Origin of the sequence: Rhizobium cauense, assembly GCF_019511525.1 — a bacterium.
Taxonomy (GTDB): Bacteria; Pseudomonadota; Alphaproteobacteria; order Rhizobiales; family Rhizobiaceae; genus Rhizobium; species Rhizobium cauense.
Genome location: NZ_JAEUAT010000004.1, coordinates 213871 through 231499 on the forward strand (window position 1 = coordinate 213871; position 17629 = coordinate 231499).

General features: G+C 56.0%; 18 protein-coding genes and 1 pseudogene. 11 read left to right on the forward strand and 8 right to left on the reverse strand.

The window, feature by feature from the left end; all coding sequences use genetic code 11:
* Positions 1-271 precede the first annotated feature (271 nt).
* The 3 genes and pseudogenes from JNB88_RS09525 (at position 272) to JNB88_RS09535 (ending at position 3441) form a co-directional block, all read left to right on the forward strand.
* Positions 272-1715: pseudogene (locus tag JNB88_RS09525) on the forward strand (catalase).
* 292 nt (positions 1716-2007) lie between these two features.
* Positions 2008-2505: a response regulator gene (locus JNB88_RS09530; RefSeq protein ID WP_220355243.1), complete on the forward strand. Its 498-nt coding sequence runs from the start codon at positions 2008-2010 to the stop codon at positions 2503-2505.
* Positions 2506-2694: 189 nt separating this feature from the next.
* The gene (locus JNB88_RS09535) at positions 2695-3441 is read left to right on the forward strand and encodes an SDR family NAD(P)-dependent oxidoreductase (protein WP_220355244.1); all 747 of its coding nucleotides are present in this window, start codon (positions 2695-2697) and stop codon (positions 3439-3441) included.
* Between the two features lie 46 nt (positions 3442-3487).
* On the opposite strand, the gene JNB88_RS09540 is transcribed toward JNB88_RS09535, so the two are convergent.
* On the reverse strand, positions 3488-4267 hold the full coding sequence (locus JNB88_RS09540) for a glutathione binding-like protein (protein ID WP_223217137.1): 780 nt from the start codon (positions 4265-4267) through the stop codon (positions 3488-3490).
* Positions 4268-4338: 71 nt separating this feature from the next.
* Here JNB88_RS09540 and JNB88_RS34565 point away from each other — a divergent pair, with 71 nt between their 5' ends.
* The 4 genes from JNB88_RS34565 (at position 4339) to JNB88_RS09560 (ending at position 7152) form a co-directional block, all read left to right on the forward strand.
* Positions 4339-4692 (forward strand): helix-turn-helix domain-containing protein, encoded by a 354-nt coding sequence (locus JNB88_RS34565; protein WP_420832181.1) that lies wholly within the window; start codon positions 4339-4341, stop codon positions 4690-4692.
* 306 nt (positions 4693-4998) lie between these two features.
* Positions 4999-5823: an alpha/beta fold hydrolase gene (locus JNB88_RS09550; protein WP_223217138.1), complete on the forward strand. Its 825-nt coding sequence runs from the start codon at positions 4999-5001 to the stop codon at positions 5821-5823.
* A gap of 110 nt (positions 5824-5933) precedes the next feature.
* A complete protein-coding gene (locus JNB88_RS09555; protein WP_220355245.1) occupies positions 5934-6548 on the forward strand; it encodes a response regulator transcription factor in 615 nt (204 codons plus the stop codon).
* Between the two features lie 169 nt (positions 6549-6717).
* Positions 6718-7152: a hypothetical protein gene (locus tag JNB88_RS09560; protein WP_220355246.1), complete on the forward strand. Its 435-nt coding sequence runs from the start codon at positions 6718-6720 to the stop codon at positions 7150-7152.
* A 50-nt stretch (positions 7153-7202) separates the two neighbouring features.
* Here the strand turns inward: JNB88_RS09560 and JNB88_RS09565 are convergent, their stop codons facing one another.
* Complete coding sequence (locus JNB88_RS09565; protein ID WP_220355247.1) at positions 7203-7955, reverse strand: SDR family oxidoreductase; 753 nt, start codon at positions 7953-7955, stop codon at positions 7203-7205.
* A gap of 262 nt (positions 7956-8217) precedes the next feature.
* Here JNB88_RS09565 and JNB88_RS09570 point away from each other — a divergent pair, with 262 nt between their 5' ends.
* Both JNB88_RS09570 and JNB88_RS09575 read left to right on the forward strand, forming a co-directional pair.
* Positions 8218-8856 carry a response regulator transcription factor gene (locus tag JNB88_RS09570; protein WP_220355248.1) on the forward strand — a complete coding sequence of 213 codons (639 nt, stop codon included), beginning with the start codon at positions 8218-8220 and terminating at the stop codon, positions 8854-8856.
* A gap of 289 nt (positions 8857-9145) precedes the next feature.
* On the forward strand, positions 9146-9907 hold the full coding sequence (locus tag JNB88_RS09575; protein WP_220355249.1) for an SDR family oxidoreductase: 762 nt from the start codon (positions 9146-9148) through the stop codon (positions 9905-9907).
* Between the two features lie 184 nt (positions 9908-10091).
* On the opposite strand, the gene JNB88_RS09580 is transcribed toward JNB88_RS09575, so the two are convergent.
* The 4 genes from JNB88_RS09580 to JNB88_RS09595 all read right to left on the reverse strand — a co-directional run bounded on the left by JNB88_RS09580 (position 10092) and on the right by JNB88_RS09595 (position 13212).
* Positions 10092-11060, reverse strand: coding sequence for an alpha/beta fold hydrolase (locus JNB88_RS09580; RefSeq protein WP_220355250.1), 969 nt, complete (start codon positions 11058-11060; stop codon positions 10092-10094).
* A 167-nt stretch (positions 11061-11227) separates the two neighbouring features.
* Positions 11228-11785 (reverse strand): hypothetical protein, encoded by a 558-nt coding sequence (locus JNB88_RS09585; RefSeq protein ID WP_220355251.1) that lies wholly within the window; start codon positions 11783-11785, stop codon positions 11228-11230.
* A 217-nt stretch (positions 11786-12002) separates the two neighbouring features.
* On the reverse strand, positions 12003-12728 hold the full coding sequence (locus JNB88_RS09590) for a winged helix-turn-helix domain-containing protein (RefSeq protein WP_220355252.1): 726 nt from the start codon (positions 12726-12728) through the stop codon (positions 12003-12005).
* 64 nt (positions 12729-12792) lie between these two features.
* Complete coding sequence (locus JNB88_RS09595; RefSeq protein ID WP_220355253.1) at positions 12793-13212, reverse strand: cupin domain-containing protein; 420 nt, start codon at positions 13210-13212, stop codon at positions 12793-12795.
* Positions 13213-13301: 89 nt separating this feature from the next.
* Between JNB88_RS09595 and pdxR the strand changes: the two genes are divergently transcribed.
* Positions 13302-14711 carry a MocR-like pyridoxine biosynthesis transcription factor PdxR gene (gene pdxR, locus JNB88_RS09600; RefSeq protein WP_220355254.1) on the forward strand — a complete coding sequence of 470 codons (1410 nt, stop codon included), beginning with the start codon at positions 13302-13304 and terminating at the stop codon, positions 14709-14711.
* A 133-nt stretch (positions 14712-14844) separates the two neighbouring features.
* Here the strand turns inward: pdxR and JNB88_RS33520 are convergent, their stop codons facing one another.
* On the reverse strand, positions 14845-15528 hold the full coding sequence (locus tag JNB88_RS33520) for an adenylate/guanylate cyclase domain-containing protein (protein WP_223217139.1): 684 nt from the start codon (positions 15526-15528) through the stop codon (positions 14845-14847).
* Positions 15529-16037: 509 nt separating this feature from the next.
* Positions 16038-16670, reverse strand: a complete 633-nt coding sequence (locus tag JNB88_RS09610) for an FMN-dependent NADH-azoreductase (RefSeq protein WP_220355256.1) — start codon at positions 16668-16670, stop codon at positions 16038-16040.
* A gap of 478 nt (positions 16671-17148) precedes the next feature.
* On the opposite strand from JNB88_RS09610, the gene JNB88_RS09615 reads away from it, so the two are divergent.
* On the forward strand, positions 17149-17574 hold the full coding sequence (locus tag JNB88_RS09615; RefSeq protein ID WP_220355257.1) for a metallophosphoesterase family protein: 426 nt from the start codon (positions 17149-17151) through the stop codon (positions 17572-17574).
* The last annotated feature ends 55 nt before the right edge of the window (positions 17575-17629 follow it).

Here is a 17629-nt window from a genome sequence, read left to right on the forward strand (position 1 = left end):
TGGTCTGTAAATTGAAGTAAGGGACCCAACTTTCATGACGCTCCATTTCCCGTTGGTGGCGGTAAGTGGGCGCAAGCTGAAACCAAGGCCTTGCTTCAAACTTGCCGAAAACGGGTATTGGACTGCTATGTTGCAACCGCAACCATTTATATATTTCCAGTTGTACTCGCTTGAGTGCTCGCGCGCCGCTGCGCGACCAAACGAGGGTATAGCTGTACTGAACAAGATGTCGGTGGCCTATTGCCCTCGTTCAGAAGCGAGGGCAAGCACGATGACTCAGGACAAGCTTACGACGGCAGCGGGTGCGCCCGTAACGGATAACTTCAACATTGAAACGGCTGGGCCACGGGGTCCGGCACTCCTCCAAGACATCTGGCTGATAGAGAAGCTGGCACACTTCGATCGAGAGGTTATCCCGGAGCGCCGGATGCATGCCAAGGGTGCTGGTGCTTTTGGTACGTTCACCGTCACCGGCGACATTACGCGTTACAGTAAGGCGGCGCTTTTCTCAGAAGCTGGTAAACAAAACGCCGATCTTCATCAGATTCTCAACGGTTGCCGGCGAACGTGGCGCGGCCGACGCTGAGCGTGACATTCGTGGCTTCGCCATCAAATTCTATACTGAGCAGGGGAACTGGGACCTTGTCGGGAATAACACACCAGTCTTCTTCTTCCGAGATCCACTTCGCTTCCCCGATCTCAACCACGCGGTCAAGCGGGACCCCCGGACAGGTATGCGAAGCGCTGAGAACAACTGGGACTTCTGGACCCTGTTGCCTGAAGCACTTCATCAGGTGACGATCATCATGTCCGATCGCGGGATCCCCAAAACTTTTCGGAACATGCATGGGTTCGGTAGTCACACATTCAGTATGACCAACGCTGCCAATGAGCGGCATTGGGTGAAGTTCACGCTCAAATCCCAACAGGGCATCGCGAACCTTTCGGATGATGAAGCAGCTCATCTGATTGGACGAGACCGAGAAAGCCATCAACGGGATCTCTACGAGAGTATCGAGAACCGCCAGTATCCGCGTTGGAAGCTCTATATCCAAGTCATGTCGGAAGAGCAGGCGAAGACCCATCGGCACAATCCGTTCGACCTCACCAAAGTATGGCGACACTCCGAATATCCGCTTATCGAAGTCGGAATGCTCGAACTCAACCGAAATCCGGAAAACTTCTTCGCCGAGGTTGAGCAGGCATCCTTCACGCCGGCGAATATTGTACCGGGCCTTGGCTTCTCACCGGACCGGATGCTGCAGGCACGTCTATTCTCTTATGGCGATGCGGCGAGGTATCGTCTCGGGGTCAATCACCATCAGATCCCGGTTAACGCGCCACGTTGTCCCTATCATTCGTATCATCGGGACGGAGCTATGCGAATCGATGGCAACTACGGCGCACAAACAAGCTACGTGCCCAACTCTCACGGGAGTTGGGAGGAGCAACCAGAATATCGCGAGCCGCCGCTCGAGCTATCCGGCTCGGCTCAGCGGTATGATCATCGGGTTGAAGAGGACCACTATGAACAGCCCGGTGACTTGTTCAGGCTGATGAGCGAGGCTCAGAAGGAGGCACTCGTCGCTAACACCGCCAACGCGATGACCGGAGTCTCGATGGCCGTAAAGGCGCGGCATGTCGAGAACTGCCGTCGTGCTGACGTGGAGTATGGCGTGCGGCTTGCGGAAGCGCTCGACCTGGATACCCAGTAGCGAAATAAAGATTTGCGCGTAGGGATCTGCCCTGATTTCCCGGCAGGTAATCAAGGGCTTTTCTACGCGCCTCAAGGAAACGGCGCGGAACATTTCGCGCCGTTTCCCCAACCGGCCGTGATGTGCCGGAAGAGTGCGTCGGACATTTTATTTATGGCCCGCCAAGGGGCACTGCAATGCTGACCTATTCCGAAATCGACAATGCTGGCCGGTCGCGAGCCGGTCTTCTCAAGGCCCTTCTGGCTGACCCCATGCAGCGAGCGAGCAGCCCGTTGTTGACTGAGCTCAAAAATTGCGGTCTCGAAGTGTTGTCGCCAAGACCCTCGACGATGCCTTAGACTTCGTCGCCAACGAGAGCATTGACCTAGCGCTTCTCGAATCGAGGTTTGAGGGGGATGACTGCCTGGAGCTCATCGCGAAAATAAGAGCGCTGAATCCGACCAGCCGGATAGTCGTGCATACTTGGCTTGCCGACGTCAGGGCAACGGTCGCGGTCGTCAAGGCTAGCGCGGATGATCTGCTGCCTAAGCCACTGGACGTCGCGTTTGTTGTCGCGTTTCTGCTGGACGGTCACAATCCCGAGAGCGGTTCTCTCGAAAACATTCCTGATATCGAGACGGTGAGGCGGGCGCACATACTCACGGTGTTCCAGTGGTGCGACAGAAACCTGTCGCTCGCATCGCGGCAGCTGTGCCTCAATAGGCGATCCCTCCAACGTTTGATGCAGAGATACAGACAGGAGGCTGGCGAAAAAGGGTATTCGGTGTCCACTGGTGAAGGACCGGTCTAACAGGCGTTGCGCAGGGCTATCGGGCGACCCCGCTGTGTGTGGGCGCGTCGACTGAATTCGCTGTGGCCCGCATGTCCACCCGACTCGGTCAATTCCTCAACCTGAGGAACGACTGATGTTCCAAGGAGGCCGCTAATACTCGTCGGTGCCTGATCGTATCTCCGTCAAATCGAAAACGGAGTTCGATCAATGAAATCACTTGAAGGTAAAGTCGCTATAATAACCGGTGGAAACAGCGGAATTGGGAAGGCGTCCGCCAAGCGCTTCGCGCAGGAGGGGGCGCAGGTCTTGATCACGGGTCGACGCCAGGAGGTCGTTGATGCTGTGGCCGTAGAAATCGGCAACAACGCGATTGGCGTATGTGGTGATGTCGCCGAAGTCGACTTCCATCGCCGCTTGGCCGATGTCGTACAGCGGCAATTCGGCGCTATTGACATTTATATGGCGAACGCTGGGATCATTAACTTAGAAGGCTCGTCGACGGTCACCGAAGCCGAATTCGACCGGCATTTTGATATAAATGCGCGGGGTGTCTTCTTTGGGGTACAGGCGATCGCGCCATTGATCCGTGACGGCGGAAATATCATCGTCACAAGCTCCTTGGCGGCAACAAAGGTACTTCCTCAGCATACTGTTTATGCTGGCTCGAAGGCAGCTTTGGCGGCCTTTGCTCGAAACTGGGCTATCGAGTTCAAAGACCGTCGCATTCGTGTCAACATCCTAAGCCCTGGCCCAGTCGAGACTGAGATTCTCGGAAAGCTGGGCGTCAGCGATGTAGAGCGGCCGGGGTTCGAGGCACATATGGCGAACTTGATACCCGCGGGTCGAATGGGCCGCCCTGAGGAACTCGCGGAGGCGGCGCTGTTTCTCGCGTCGAAGGGGACCTTCGTCAACGGAATCGAACTGATCGTTGATGGTGGCATGCATCTAGCTTGAGGAATGTTCGCCGACCCGCCATGCCACAGCGGGTCGGCGAAACCGTTTAGCTCAGCCCTTCGACTGCCAAGGCCACTTTCACAGCGGGCCTAGCTCTCATTCGTTCGCGGAATGCCAACAGGGGCCTCGGAGCTTCGAGACCGAAGCGCTCGGCCCAAAGCAACATAACAAAGAGGTAGCAATCGGCAACGGTGACGTCGTCGCCGAATAGGTAGTCGCCGGCAAGACTCTCTGACAGATATCCCAGACGGGTTTCGATCGCCGAGCGTGCGTCTTCCATTTCCTGAGCACTAGCGGAATGCCAAAGTGGCCGCAGGCTACGATGCAATTCAGTTGAAATATAAGCGAGGGTCTCCAGCAGGCGCGTGCGCCCCAATTCTCCTCGCACACCGAGCTTGGGATAGTGTGACGCTATCCAGTCGAGGATTGCGACGTTTTCGGTGAGGATTTCGCCGTTGTCTAATTCGAGCGCAGGAACATAACCCTTCGATGTGAGCTCGTTGTAGTTCCGTCCCGTTGCAGTCATCTTTGACTTGAGGTCCACGCGCTCGCGTTCAAAGTCGATGCCAGCCTCTTCCAAGGCGATGTGATCGGCAAGGCTGCAGGCAAACGGGCAGTAGAAGAGCTTCATAGGATGTCTCTCAGTGTTGGCTGAAGGGATGCTAGCTAAATCCCGCATCCGGGGTCGCGCGGGATGCAGCGGGTTTAGCCTCGCATGTTTGGATCGCCAATTAAACGAGTGGTTGGCTTGCAGCGCCGGAGAAGCTAAGGCGGGCCCAAGCTTGGAATGCAGCTTACGCTTATGGTAGACGCCGAGAATGAGCATTGAACCAACTTCTTACTCGCTAAAGGTGATAGGCTCAACAGAAGCGCAGTCGCGAGGCCCGTCAAAGGATTATCGCCGCCGCCGAGATTGTTCTCAGGGATAAGGGCGTCGATGGGTTCTCGATGGCGGCCGTTGCCACCGCGGCAAATATGCCCGTTGGTAACATCTACAGGCGCTTTGACGGCAAGGAGTTGCTGACTTGGGTGATCGGCCAGGACATCGTGCTTGCTGACGACGTGGTATCCGAGCTTTTTGGCTTGAACCGGAAGGCCGCCGAGAGGGGACGCAGATTCAGAAGTTCGGTACGAGGGTTGCCGAAACAGACCGGCCGCGCCTCGCGAACGAGCTGCATCGATTCATCGGTGAAGGCTGCGGCTATGTTAAGGCAATTGAGGTCGACACCCGATATGGGAGTCGCCGCTTGATAGCCAAAGGCTCGGCCGTTGGTGATGTTCCCTTTACTTGCATCTTTGCTGAGAGCATCCACCATTGGCTCGGGCTGAATCTACGCCTACCAGACTATAAGGTTGCCGGGCTGGAGAACAACGTCCCAGTTGCCGATTGCGTTATGCCGTCGGTAGGGCCGCTGAAGGGGACGAGAAGACTAGAGGTGCTTCATTGATGGCAGCCGCAAACCTTTGTTTAGGTTGAGCTGGAGGGGGACGGTAATCAAACTGTCGTTGCCGCTTGTCGTCAGATCCGCCAAAGCTCCCGACCCAATATGATCCACAATGCGTCAGCGGCGGGTAGAGCTTCTAAAAATCAAAGGAAAGCAAATGCGCAACATCGCACGGCTCGCAGTCGCGGCGGGCCTTTACCTGGTGTCATCAATTGCCGGGCATACGGACACGCCGAAGCCGACAATCGTATTGGTTCATGGAGCCTTCGCCGATTCATCAAGCTGGAACCAAGTGGTCAGCCGCCTCGAGAAGGATGGATACTCTGTAGTGGCGGTCGCCAACCCTCTCAGGGGCGTTAAGAGTGATGGAGAGTACGTCGCCGGAGTTATCAAAACCCTGAAGCGACCTGTCGTGCTAGTCGGGCATTCCTACGGCGGCTCCGTCATAAGCGGCGCAGCAGCTCGTGCCGATAATGTTAAGGCGCTTGTGTTTGTAGCTGCCTTCGCGCCCGAAAAAGGAGAGTCCGCTGTCGATCTATCCGCTAAATTTCCGGGGAGTACGCTCGCAACTGCTCTGGATGAGCCCGTCGCGCTGCCGGGTGGTGAGAAGGACCTCTACATTGAACAGAGCAAGTTTCCCAAACAATTTGCAGCAGACGTCCCAGTCGTCACGGCTCGGCTCATGGCGGTAGCGCAGCGCCCTATCTCCGACGCTGCATTGGCCGAAGCCGCCTCGGACGCCGCCTGGAAGGATATTCCGTCATGGTTCATTTACGGTGACGCAGATAAAAACATCCCGCCCAAAACCCTGCAATGGATGGCTGCTCGAGCGAAGTCAAGGAAGACCGTTGCGGTTCAGGGTGCTTCCCATGTCGTGATGATCTCTCACGCTGGCGAAGTTACAAAGCTGATTGAACAGGCCGCTTCCGCGAACTGATAGCTTCAGGCAGGAGGCAGGTCGCTTTGCCTCCTCCGACATCTCAAGCCAAGAGCAGCGCTGAGAGGAATGCAGAGCCTCACATGCCGCATCGAATGGAGTCGCACGGCATGGCACAGGTTCTCATTGTCGATCACGACGAATACGCACGGTTCTCGTTACTGAACCTCTTCCAGCTAGCGGACATCGACGCGCGCGGCTTTGGGACCGGCGCGGAACTTTTCGGTTCTGCCGACCTCGGGAGCCCGGGTTGCTTGCTTTTGGACGCCAACCTTCCGGACATCAACGGATTCTATGTCCAGCAACGACTCGCGACCCACGGCTATTCACTGCCGATTGTGTTCATGACTGGGGATGCGACCATTCCCATGGCTGTCGAGGCTATGAAGCGGGGGGCGTGCGACTTTCTCCTGAAGCCGCTCGATGACGCTGCCGTTCTCGATGCGGTGCGCTGTGCCATGCACCGAGACTCGGCTGCTCGCGCCCTCGCAGCCGAACAGGCCCTCACACGTCGATTGATCGAAACATTGACACGCCGGGAACGCGAAGTGATGAAATACGTAGTGGTAGGGGATCTTCACAAGCAGATCGCTCACCGTCTCGACGTGAGCGAAATGATGGTCAAGATCCATCGGAGTCGAATGATGAAGAAAATGGAAGTGGGCTCACTTATCCAGTTGATAAAAAAGCTCGATCTCGTCTGTGCCAAGTCCACATATCGGTAGAAGTCGGGTCTGAATGCAAGAGTCAGACAGACGGTTTGCAGCCGGACGCGAGCCCGTCGACCACCGTGAGGTCTGTATGGCTCGTCGCTCGATGCCCAAACCTTTGTTTGGGAGGTTTGGAGTATGTCACGATGATAATTTCCTCGGCAGTCAACCGAAGGAGATTGAAATGCAAACTCTCAAATATTGTATATTCGCAATGGTTTGGTTCAATGTGGTTCTGGCCGCATGGCTCTCGATTCACATGCTCTACGATCCCGAGGGTTGGTACTATTTCGTTCCGGGTGTTACCGATACAGGCTTTTACAATCAGCACTTCATCCGCGATATTGGCATCATCCAAGGGTTTATTGCAGTTGCCTTCGCGATCGGTACGTTCAAACCGGAGCGCCGCACCGAACTGTGGGCAGCCGCAACCCTCTGGCTGATCGCTCACGCCTGCTTCCATCTCTGGGAGGTCGCTGTTGGCATTTGCTCGGCATCTGTCTTGGTTCGCGATTTTCCCGCCGTAAGCCTGCCGGCACTTTTTGGCATCGCTGGTACTGTTTGGGCTTGCATGCAGTCCAGTATGGCGCACAAAAGTCTGACAGCATCACGCTTCTGACTGGGAGCGCCCGACAATTAGTGCCGGAGCCGTGGGCTCCGGCAATCAATTCAAGCGTACAGAGTCCTCGACAGCCAGTCGTGATATGTGAGTTTTCCCAGAGCGGTGGGCCCTTTGGGGACCAGACCTTCACGGAGTACCGAAATCCCAAAGTATCGCGTTTCCGGTTGTGAAGCCATTGGCCGCGTGTCTTCGGTGATCGTCAGCAGTTCTTTCGCAAGATCCAGGAGATCGGCAGATTCTGGGCCTCCGATTTCCACGATCGAGTTTTGAGGTTCTTGGGCGGCGAGTTTCGCTATCCAGGCAGCTACTTCGTCGCCGGCGACTGGCTGGAGCAGAAGAGATGGAAGCCGGATGATACCGTCGTCCGCAGAGGTGTTCACTATACTGTTCAAAAATTCGAAGAACTGTGTGGAACGGATAATGGTATGGGGGATGCCGGAGGCGCGGATGAGGTTCTCCTGGACGAGCTTTGCACGGAAATAGTCGTTTTCGACGAGGCTTTCCACTCCGACCACAGACAGGGAGAGATAATGCCTGACGTTGTGCTTTCGTGCCGACGTCAGTAGATTGGTTCCGGCCTGTTTGAAGAACTCGAGGGCGTCACCGGATCCAAACGAGCCAAAGTTCGTCACGTCTATTATTGCATCCGCGCTATCGAAGGCTTCGTCCAAACCTTGACCGGTGAAGGCGTTTACTCCGGTCTTCTTGGACGCCTCTACGACATCCCTTCCATCGCGCTCAAGATATTTTACGGCCTTTGAGCCCATGGTGCCGCTAGCACCCACAACGACCACCCTCATGGCTAACTCCTTTGCAAATGATGCCGGATCGTAGGGGTTTGAGGCGGGCGGTTCGACTAAACGAAGTGTTGGCTTGACCTTTTGTCTCTATATCGAGAGTTGGCGCGGCCTCAATATTGTAGGTGGACGGCTCGTGTGCTGAGGACCTAAACCAAGGTTTATGATCCCGCCGGCGCTGAACCGTGCTAAATGATCTCGAAAGGCCGGATTGGCGGTGCGCTGTCAATTTGACGCGCGCAGGGGCTGAAAGGCGGGTACGAAGATGCCAAACGCAGACGTGAAACCGGAAGCGATCGCTGAACCCATCGTCTACGTCGTCGATGACGATGAGGCGATGCGGGAAGCGCTGCTCGATCTCTTTCTGGTCACGAAGAAGCGTGCATCTGCATTCTCCTGCGGCTCGGAGTTCTTCCAACGAGCCGATACGACTGCGCCCGGATGCGTTGTCGTTGATCTGAGGATGCCGGACGGCACCGGGCTTGACCTCCAAGACCGCCTCATTTCGATTGGAAGCAAGCTCCCTGTGATCTTCTTAACCGCGTTTGCCGACATACCCTCCAGCGTTCGTGCAATGAAGGCGGGAGCTACCGATTTCATAACCAAGCCGTTTTCCAATAAGGACCTTCTCCAGGCCGTCGATCACGCAATCGAATTGGACACTAAGCGCCGCAACACTGCTGCCGAGGTCGAGAGGGTAAGGGTGCTTGCTGATATGCTCACGCCACGGGAAACTGAGGTCATGTTTGCGGTCGTGAGAGGCCTGATGAACAAGCAAGTGGCCTACGAGCTCGGCATCAGCGAGATGACCGTCAAGCTCCATCGTATGAGCGTTATGCGGAAGATGCAGAGCCGCTCTCTTCCCGATCTGGTCCGCAAGGCGGAAATTATACAGCGGGACTAAACCACAACCTTCGGACCTCCCTTTCTTGTCCTCCTCGAGGGACACACACCCGCGAGAGCAAGCGCGGGTGTATTTCGCGGTTCGAAATGAATATCCCCAACCTACGTTTAGCTATGCCCACAGGGATAATCCCCTAGAGTTTCCACAGGTCAGGGCGTCATCGTTCAGCTAAACTGGATAAATCCTCAACCGAACGGTCGTTCGGCCTCTTGTCTGTAACCCTGACCGCACGGTCCGCCGTACCGGTATTTCCGGCGCTGCGGCTATATCACTGTAATAGGAGCGAACAATGAAAATCGTCGTGATTGGCGGAACCGGCCTGATCGGTTCGAAACTGGTAAAGCGCCTCGAGGCCAAGGGTCATGAAGTCATTGCCGCATCTCCGGCGTCGGGCGTGAACACCGTAACCGGGGAGGGGCTCGCAGAAGTGCTTACAGGGGCGCAAGTCGTCGTCGACGTCGCGAACTCTCCGTCGTTCGAAGACAAGGCAGTGATGGAGTTCTTCCAGACTTCGGGGCGTAACTTGCTTTCGGCAGAAGCAACTGCCGGGGTAAAACACCATGTGGCGCTTTCTGTCGTCGGTACCGAGCGGTTGCAGGACAGCGGTTATTTTCGAGCCAAGCTGGTTCAAGAGAATCTTATCCGGGAATCGAAGATTCCGTATACCCTGGTTCACTCCACGCAGTTTTTCGAGTTTATGTTCGGGATCGCTCAGTCTGGTGCGCAGGGCGATAAGGTCCACCTTTCTCCAGCGATGATGCAGCCGATTTTCTCCGACGACGTCGCGGACGCTCTCGCGGAAATAGCTGTGGGTTCACCTTCTAACGGCGTGAAAGAGATCGCGGGACCGGAACCGATCCGCATCGCGGATGCCGTGGAGAGGTACCTCCGTCAGATCGGCGACAAGCGGGAGATCGTCGTCGATGACAAGACACCGTATTTCGGCGTGGTGCTCGATGACAAAATGCTGATGCCGGGGGCTGGCGTCCACCTTGGGCGGACTTCCTATTCAGAGTGGGTGAAGACGGCAACGCCGCCGCCGGCACGCTAATCGGTTCCGAAACAGGTGCTTAATAGAAAGGCCGCAGAAATCTGCGGCCTTTTGTTTTCCCACCGCCTTCGCGGATATCCGTGACGACGCCTTAGCGCAGCGCGGTCGCTGGTAGGCGCTCCATCCATTCGCTTGCGACTACTGCTCGGAAAAGGGGCGCTCGTCACCTCGCGCCCCAAGGCAGTTATGCTTGAATGAATGTGAGGATGTCGGCGTTCACGACATCTGGGTGCGTTGTCGCCATACCGTGGGGCAAACCTTTGTAAATCTTCAGTGTTGGTTTCTGAAGGAGCTTCGCGGATAGTTCCGCCGAGTCGGCAACTGGGACCACCTGATCGTCATCGCCGTGCAACACGAGCGTGGGCACGTCAATGAGCTTTAGATCTTCGGTGAAATCCGTCTCGGAAAAAGCCTTGATCCCCAAGTAGTGGGCGTTCGCAGCTCCCGTCATTCCCTGACGCCACCAGTTCTGGATCACGGCGTCGTTTGACTTCACTCCGTCACGGTTGTAGCCATAGAATGGACCGCTTGCCACATCAATGTAGAACTGCGAGCGATTGGCGGCGAGTGCAGAGCGGAACCCGTCGAAGACCTCGATCGGGAGCCCGCCCGGATTCGCGGGCGTCTTCACCATGATTGGTGGCACAGCACCGATTAGTACCAGCTTGGAGACGCGACCCTTCCCATAGCGAGCCGTGTAGCGCGCGGCCTCGCCGCCGCCGGTAGAGTGGCCGACGTGGATCGCGTTGCGAAGGTCGAGATGTTCTACCACCGCGGCAACGTCGGCGGCGTAGTGGTCCATATCGTGGCCACCGCTCACCTGCGAAGACCGGCCGTGTCCTCGTCGATCATGCGCAATGACCCGATAGCCTTTCCCCAGGAAGAAGAGCATCTGGTTATCCCAGTCATCGCCACTAAGGGGCCAGCCATGATGGAACACGATAGGCTGTGCGTCTTTGGGTCCCCAATCCTTGTAGAAAATCCGGGTGCCATCGGTGACGGTGACAGAGTTGTGGCTGTTTGACCCCACCGCCTGTGCCTTCTTTTTGGTTGCCGCTGTCGCCGACTGCGCTCCAACCGCCGCCGCCGCAGCAAGGGTCAAGGTTCCAGCTACGACGTTGCGGCGCGTGGCGCTAAGGGAAGGATTCTTCATTGTTTTCTCCGAAGTAAAAAATTTCTTTTCTTGCATGAGTTACTATAAGCAGACTCAAGCAAGAAGTTTAAAATATAGATATAGTTACGTATTAAAACGTATACATGAGTTATATGTGTTGACGGTCTTATGAAAATTGCGATCGGACTGAGGGCGTGATCTCGAGGTCACTCAGCCAAGACCGGCATCGATAGCGACGTCGTTTTGTTTTGGAGAGTCTCCCGCCACTCATACAGATCGGTTCCGGGTTGGTGGTTCTGGACTAAAAGATCGCGCTCCACCGCAAGAAAGAACTCGGCGTGTATCAGGTCTGTGAAGCCCGCGAACAGCATGCGCTGTCCACGAGGAGGCAGAAGCCGCTCGCGGACTTCAATCTCGACAATACCAATCGTCGCATCCCAATGCGCGACGGACAGTGGGTTCTTATCGGCATGTAGAGCGCGATCCGAGTACGCGAAGACTTCTGGCAGTTCGAAGAACTCGTCGATCTCAGCGCGTGCGAGTTGCTCGTGGTCAGGCTGCCAACCATGGCCATTTAAAGGTCCAATATCGTGCTCTGAGAAGAGCTGCCCATTTTCGACGCGATTACGGCATCTGTAGCCAAAACCATTCTTGCACAATGAAACCTGAACATCCGCACCGTCGAATTTGAAGGGTTTATTGCGAATGCCATCAATGATCCGTTTAAGATCTCGCAGGTATTGCGTGTAAGAGGTGATGGCCATACTGAGACCTATAGTGCTGACATCCGTTGCCTGCCTGCGGCAGCAGTGGGAGGCGCGCTGGTGATTGGGGCGATCTGTCAACCGAAACCCGCCGCCAGGATGCGGATTCCCCGCATCCTGGCGGCTGCTTTGCGGCTTTAGCTGACCTTAGGCGTTAAACGACAGTTCTTGAAGCTATACCGAAGTTTGCACCGGAACCCCTTTGCAGGCTCATCGGTCAGGGGCGTGATTTGGCCGGGCCTTTGATTTCGGAGACGACGTCACTGTCGAAAAGATAGCCAGTGCCGCGTATTGTGCGTATCAGTCGCGGGTTCGCGGGATCAGTTTCGACTTTTCGGCGGAGTCGCAATATCAACGCATCAAGACTGCGATCTGAAATCTCGCCCTCGTGAAGCCTGCTTGCCGACAGCAAGCGCTCCCGCGTCAATACGCTTCGTGGACTGGCAAGAAATACAGTTAACAGATTGAATTCCGCTGTTGTTAGTTTGATCTCCCCGGCATGGGAATGAGTTAGCAGTCGTTGACGAATGAGAAGTTGATAGCCGCTGAACGTATACGAACGTCGCTCCGGCCGGAGAACTGAAGTTGGCCTGTCCCTCATTGCTGCCCTTAGCCGAGCTACGAGCTCTCGTATTCCGACAGGCTTACAGATGTAGTCGCTCGCGCCAGCTTCCAGCCCGCGAACTTTGTCCTCTTCAACGGACTTCTGTGCCCCGACAACAAGTATGGGGGCATGCGTAACCGCCTTGAGTTGGCGAATTACACTAACCAATTCATCAGTTGCGATCTCGATCAACAAGGCGTCAACCACATCAGTAGACAGGACGTCCAGCAAATGTTTGCTGTCGGAGACAGGGGTAACCCGCATGTCGTGCTGCCCCATGAGCTCGATAAGTTCCAACCTCGTCGCCTGGTCTCGATCGAGTACGAGGACATGCTTCATGACGAGCTCTGCTGATGCTATCGTTAGGGTGCAAATCGTCTTCGAGCGGGGAAGATGGGCGCGACTACGGCTCTATGTCCGTGACTAGGTTCGTCTCGTTGCTGTCGACGACGAACACGGCGAGGAGGCTGGCAGGCTCGGTCGCGCTGGCGTTGGCGCTCACCCCGTGGCGATCACCCGGCAGTTCGGAAAAATTCTCGCCTGCTTTGAAGACTTTCTCGGGGCCGTCGTTCACCTTGCTTTTGATCGCGCCTTCGAGAACCGTCGCGTAGATGAAGGCCGACTTTGGGTGGATATGTGCTGCGGACGAGCCACCTGGTCCATACTCGACGAGTACGCCCTTCATGCTCTTTCCCGGAACGTTTGGTAGCGGTTTATCGAACACAACCGATATTTTCGCTGGCGCTCCCTGGACGTCCGATGCGCTAACAGTATGCGTTGACAACGTCGCGGCGGCCAGTATCAGAAGCGCTCGGGTAAACATATCGACTCCATCATGTTCAGCTTTTGGGGACCATGATCCAAGGGGCTGAAACTCGATAGGCCCAATAAGGTAGAAAGGCGTTGTACCGAATGACGGGTGTATTTCTCCCGCTGCTGGACCGTGAGCGCAGGGTCTCTATTACTCAACAGATTTTCATCGGAATGCGCTCGGCAATCCTGAGTGGCGCGCTCGAGAAGGGATCGCGTGTTTCCTCTTGGCAGGATCTTTCTGCGCAGTTGGGTGTGTCCCGGGGGACCATCAAACGAGCCTACGAACTGCTGAAAGACCAGGGCCTAATCGTTACCAAGGGGAGGGGTGGAACTTGGGTGTCCACGACACTTCCGGACGAGCCTTCCGAGAACCTCCCTTCGGCGCGGGCTCCGCGGGGATTGTTTTACGATTTCGAGGGAGGTCCCCAGTATTTTCAGTTGGGCGTTCCGGCGCAGGATCAGTTCCCGTCAAAGGCGTGGCACGGTGCCTGGCGTAGAGCGATCGCGATGGAAAGTGCGCAAACCCGGATTTATCCGGATCCACAGGGACTCCTTTCCTTGCGGCGCGAGATAGCCGGATATCTCGCGACCGCCCGTGGCTATAGCTGCCATCCCAACCAAGTATTCATCACATCAGGTTTCGCTGGAGCGCTCGGCGTCGTGCTTGGCGCTATGGGACTCCGTGGCACTAAGGCTTTTGTAGAAGACCCTGGATTTCCCCGTACTCGGCTCGCGCTACAGCAAGCTGGAGTTGAGACCATTGCTGCCCCTGTCGATCATGAAGGAGTAAAGCTTCCAATTTCGGAGCGGGATGTACGGTTTGCCGTCTTAACACCAGGCCAACAAGCGCCGCTCGGAATGTCTCTGTCGGCCGCCAGACGCGCAGACGTCGTGGATTGGGCTAACGCGGCCGATGCCTGGATCATTGAGGACGACTACGCTGGTGAATTGCAGCTATCGGGCAGGGCAACGTCGGCTTTGGCTGCGGATGACAGGTTTGAGCGAGTACTCCACATCGGCAGCTTCAGCAAGACGCTAAACCCGGGTCTCAGGCTTGGTTACCTCGTCGTGCCTTCAATGCTCACAACCTTGTTTCGCACATTCGTGGAGTGTCTTGCGCCCGCCGGCTCAGTCGTCGCCCAACAAGCAGTGCAGAACTTCATGGCTGGCGGGCATTTCTACCGGCATCTCCGACGTATGAAGACATTGTACGCCCGACGTAAGACATTGCTGGTCGAGAACCTCCGTCGTGAAATCCATCCTGGAGTTCGATGCGATTATGAAGGGGGGCTGTCGGTTCGCTTGTTCTTTCCTGGAACCGCCGACGATGTCGCGATTGCCAACGAGGCTCAGAAGGCCGCCCTTGGCATCCTTCCGCTTTCGCCGTGGTATCAATCTCAAGAACCGGGCAAAGGGCTCCTTCTTGGAATATCCAACGTCAGAGAACGCTCGGTCCGGGCCAAAAGCGAACAGCTCTCACGGCTTATCTCAACCCATACCTACGGTTAGGTTGATCTAGCGGTGCGCTAGGTCCAGCTTGAAGAAGTCGCATCCAACTCTCCTTGGACGACATCGACATACCGCGGTGTCGGCTAAAGCGTCGTCCGGCACCGCGGATGTACGAAGGAACCGACGCCGATTTTCAGATCTTGAGTGCATGGACTTCGATCATTTCGTCGAAGCCCTTGATATTGTGCATCCCGAGGCAATCTGTCTGCGCCGCACATTCAGCCGAAGCGACGAAGTCTGCGGAAATCAAAACGGGCCTCTTGAGTTGTTTCGTCATGGTTTCGAGCCTCGACGCGAGGTTAACCGCTGGGCCAATTACCGTGAAATCCAGCCTCCGCTGCGAACCAATGTTCCCATACATCACTTCTCCTACGTGAACCCCGGTTCCGAACTGGACCGGAAATTTTGCTGAAGTGCCGCGTGCGGATGATTCGTAAGCAGCGGTTAGGGCTGCGATCAGCCTCTGGCACGCGTTCGGCTGGTTGAGAGGGAACACAGCCAACAGGCCGTCGCCCATGAACTTCAGAATCTCTCCGCCGTGCTTTTCAATTGGATCAGCCATTAGATCGAAGTAGTCGTTCAGGATGTCGATGACCCGATCCCTATGCTGGCTTCCCGAAAGAAGCGTGAAGTTCCGCAGATCGCAGATCATAATCGCGGCACTCACCGTCGTGCCACTTCCCCGTGTCGTCGCACCGTCCAGGATTTGTTCACTGGCGTGCGGTCCGACGTACGTTTGAAGCAGCGTTCGCGCTAACTGGTTTTTAAGCCGGATTTCTGTGACCAAAGAAAAGAGCGGCAAGGTCCTGTGGATCAAGGTGATATCGGCCTCGTTGAAACCGTCCGGCCTGTCCGTGGCAAACGTTATTAGATGCCGACGCCCCTGCGTATGGTCGAGTGGCCACGCAGCGTAGTCAGTGTGGCCCTGATCGCGTAGTTCCTCGTAGACGGGAAACTTGTGAGGGCCGTGTATCTGGATTTTCTGCCGGACCTCATTTCCAGTGGTTATGACAAAGTGAAACGGGCTTTTTAGAAAGACGTCCGTTGCTTCGACATCGTAGGCAACGTTCTGCACGTCCGCGTCGCTATGCCCTCTGTGCCATATGAGGCGCGTCCCTAACCATTGTGGATGGTGAACCCTGAAGTGCAAGGTCGCTCGACTGAGTGCAATGCCAGCCCTCATCAGGCGTTCGCAAAGCTGTACGAAAATCCTTTCGGACGAGGCTTCATCTCGAAGACCCTGTGACAGCCATTCAATCACCTCCAGGTGGCGATCAGCCGTTCTTCCGTTCATCTTTCTCTCCTTTGGGTCAAGCTGACCTGGGGTCACCAATAGCGAGACCAAAGCTCATGGATAGCCTCGTGTGCCGTCTCTCCGGTTACTTCTTGCAGGAAGTCAGGAGTGTGCGGCGGGAGGGTGAATCGAGCATCGTCGCCGTCCAGCGCAGCACAAAACTCGATGCTGGTTATCCCCATCGCGGCGAAAATTGTCCGGAGGTATGGACGCAAAAAGTCCGTGCCGTCGCCCAATCCAAAGCCCCGCGACGAGGATATGTTTACGAATACGGGTCGATCGGAGAGGAGGCCAACCATCCTGTTGCCAACGTAGCGGAAGGTTCTGTTCGGCCTCACGACGTGGTCTATCCAGGCCTTCAGTGCGGATGGTATCGTCAGGTTATGCGTCGGTGTGGCGAGCACGATGGCTTCGCTTTCGACGACCTCATCGATAAGTTCGTCGGAAAGAAGGCGCGACCCAAGCGGCTCGTCGACAACAAAATGCGCGCGCGACGACATCGAAAACTCGCGATCAATATGCGGCATGTTCGAGTCGTTCAGGCATCGAACGGTAACCTCAACTTCGCTATTTGATGCGACCAATCTCTCAATCGTCCGACGAGAACGACCGGCGCTGGCAGATGCGTGTCCGCGGGGACTGCAGATTAAATGCAGTATCCTCATGGATTTTGATTCTCGTGATTTCCGAGATCAGGCACGCGATCGGGCCCACGCCTTCCGCCAAATGGTAGACCATCAGGATATGCCTGCGGCACATAGGTTGGGATTACAACCGGTTCAATCTTTCGGCCACATAGGCGATCGGTTGCTAACCTCTTCCACAATGATTTCGTCAGGCTAATGAGGTCCCTAAAGCCCCGCTCTCCAAACACGATGCCGTACTCCTGTTGCAATGAACAAGAAACTACGCGTTCCGGACGAAGATATGCACTATACGTCAGTTTGAGCGTGAGCGGTGTTTTCGTCGCACATTGACCCAGCGCGATAGGCCGGTGCGAAAACTACCGCTGTGGCAAATAGCACTAGCATGGATCCACGCTCAGTCCGTAAAGCTCAATGCAAAGACGGTCGCGATGCCGGCACGCGAAAGCGCACGAAGGAGGCGCTGGACACCGCTTCACATCGCTGCCCGAACGTCCACGTGCTGAACCGCCGTGCGGTCGCTGTTGGCGGCTATAGGTTCGTTGGCGCGACGCTGTGGAGTGACATCAACATTTACGGCAACATGTCCTGGGCGATGCGCAGTGCGCAGACCGAACTCAACGACTATCGAAAAATCAAGGTTTCGAAGGAGCCGTTTCAGCGGTTCACGTCAGCCCATGCGAGCGGTTTCAATCACATGGACAAGCACTTTATCCGGACCACCCTTGACGAGGCATATGTTGGTCCGACGGTCATCGTGACGCATCACGCGCACAGTATCCTTTCTCTTGCTCCGGAATTCGTCGGCGATCCGCTGACGCCGAGCTTCGTCTCGAACCGGACATCGCCAAGTACCAACCCCTCGCGTGGATTCACGGACACCTGCACAATCGAAGCGACTACACCATCGTCGACACCCGGGTGATCTGCAACCCACGAGGCTACCCCGACGAACCAGTCCTGGATTTCGACCCGAGCCT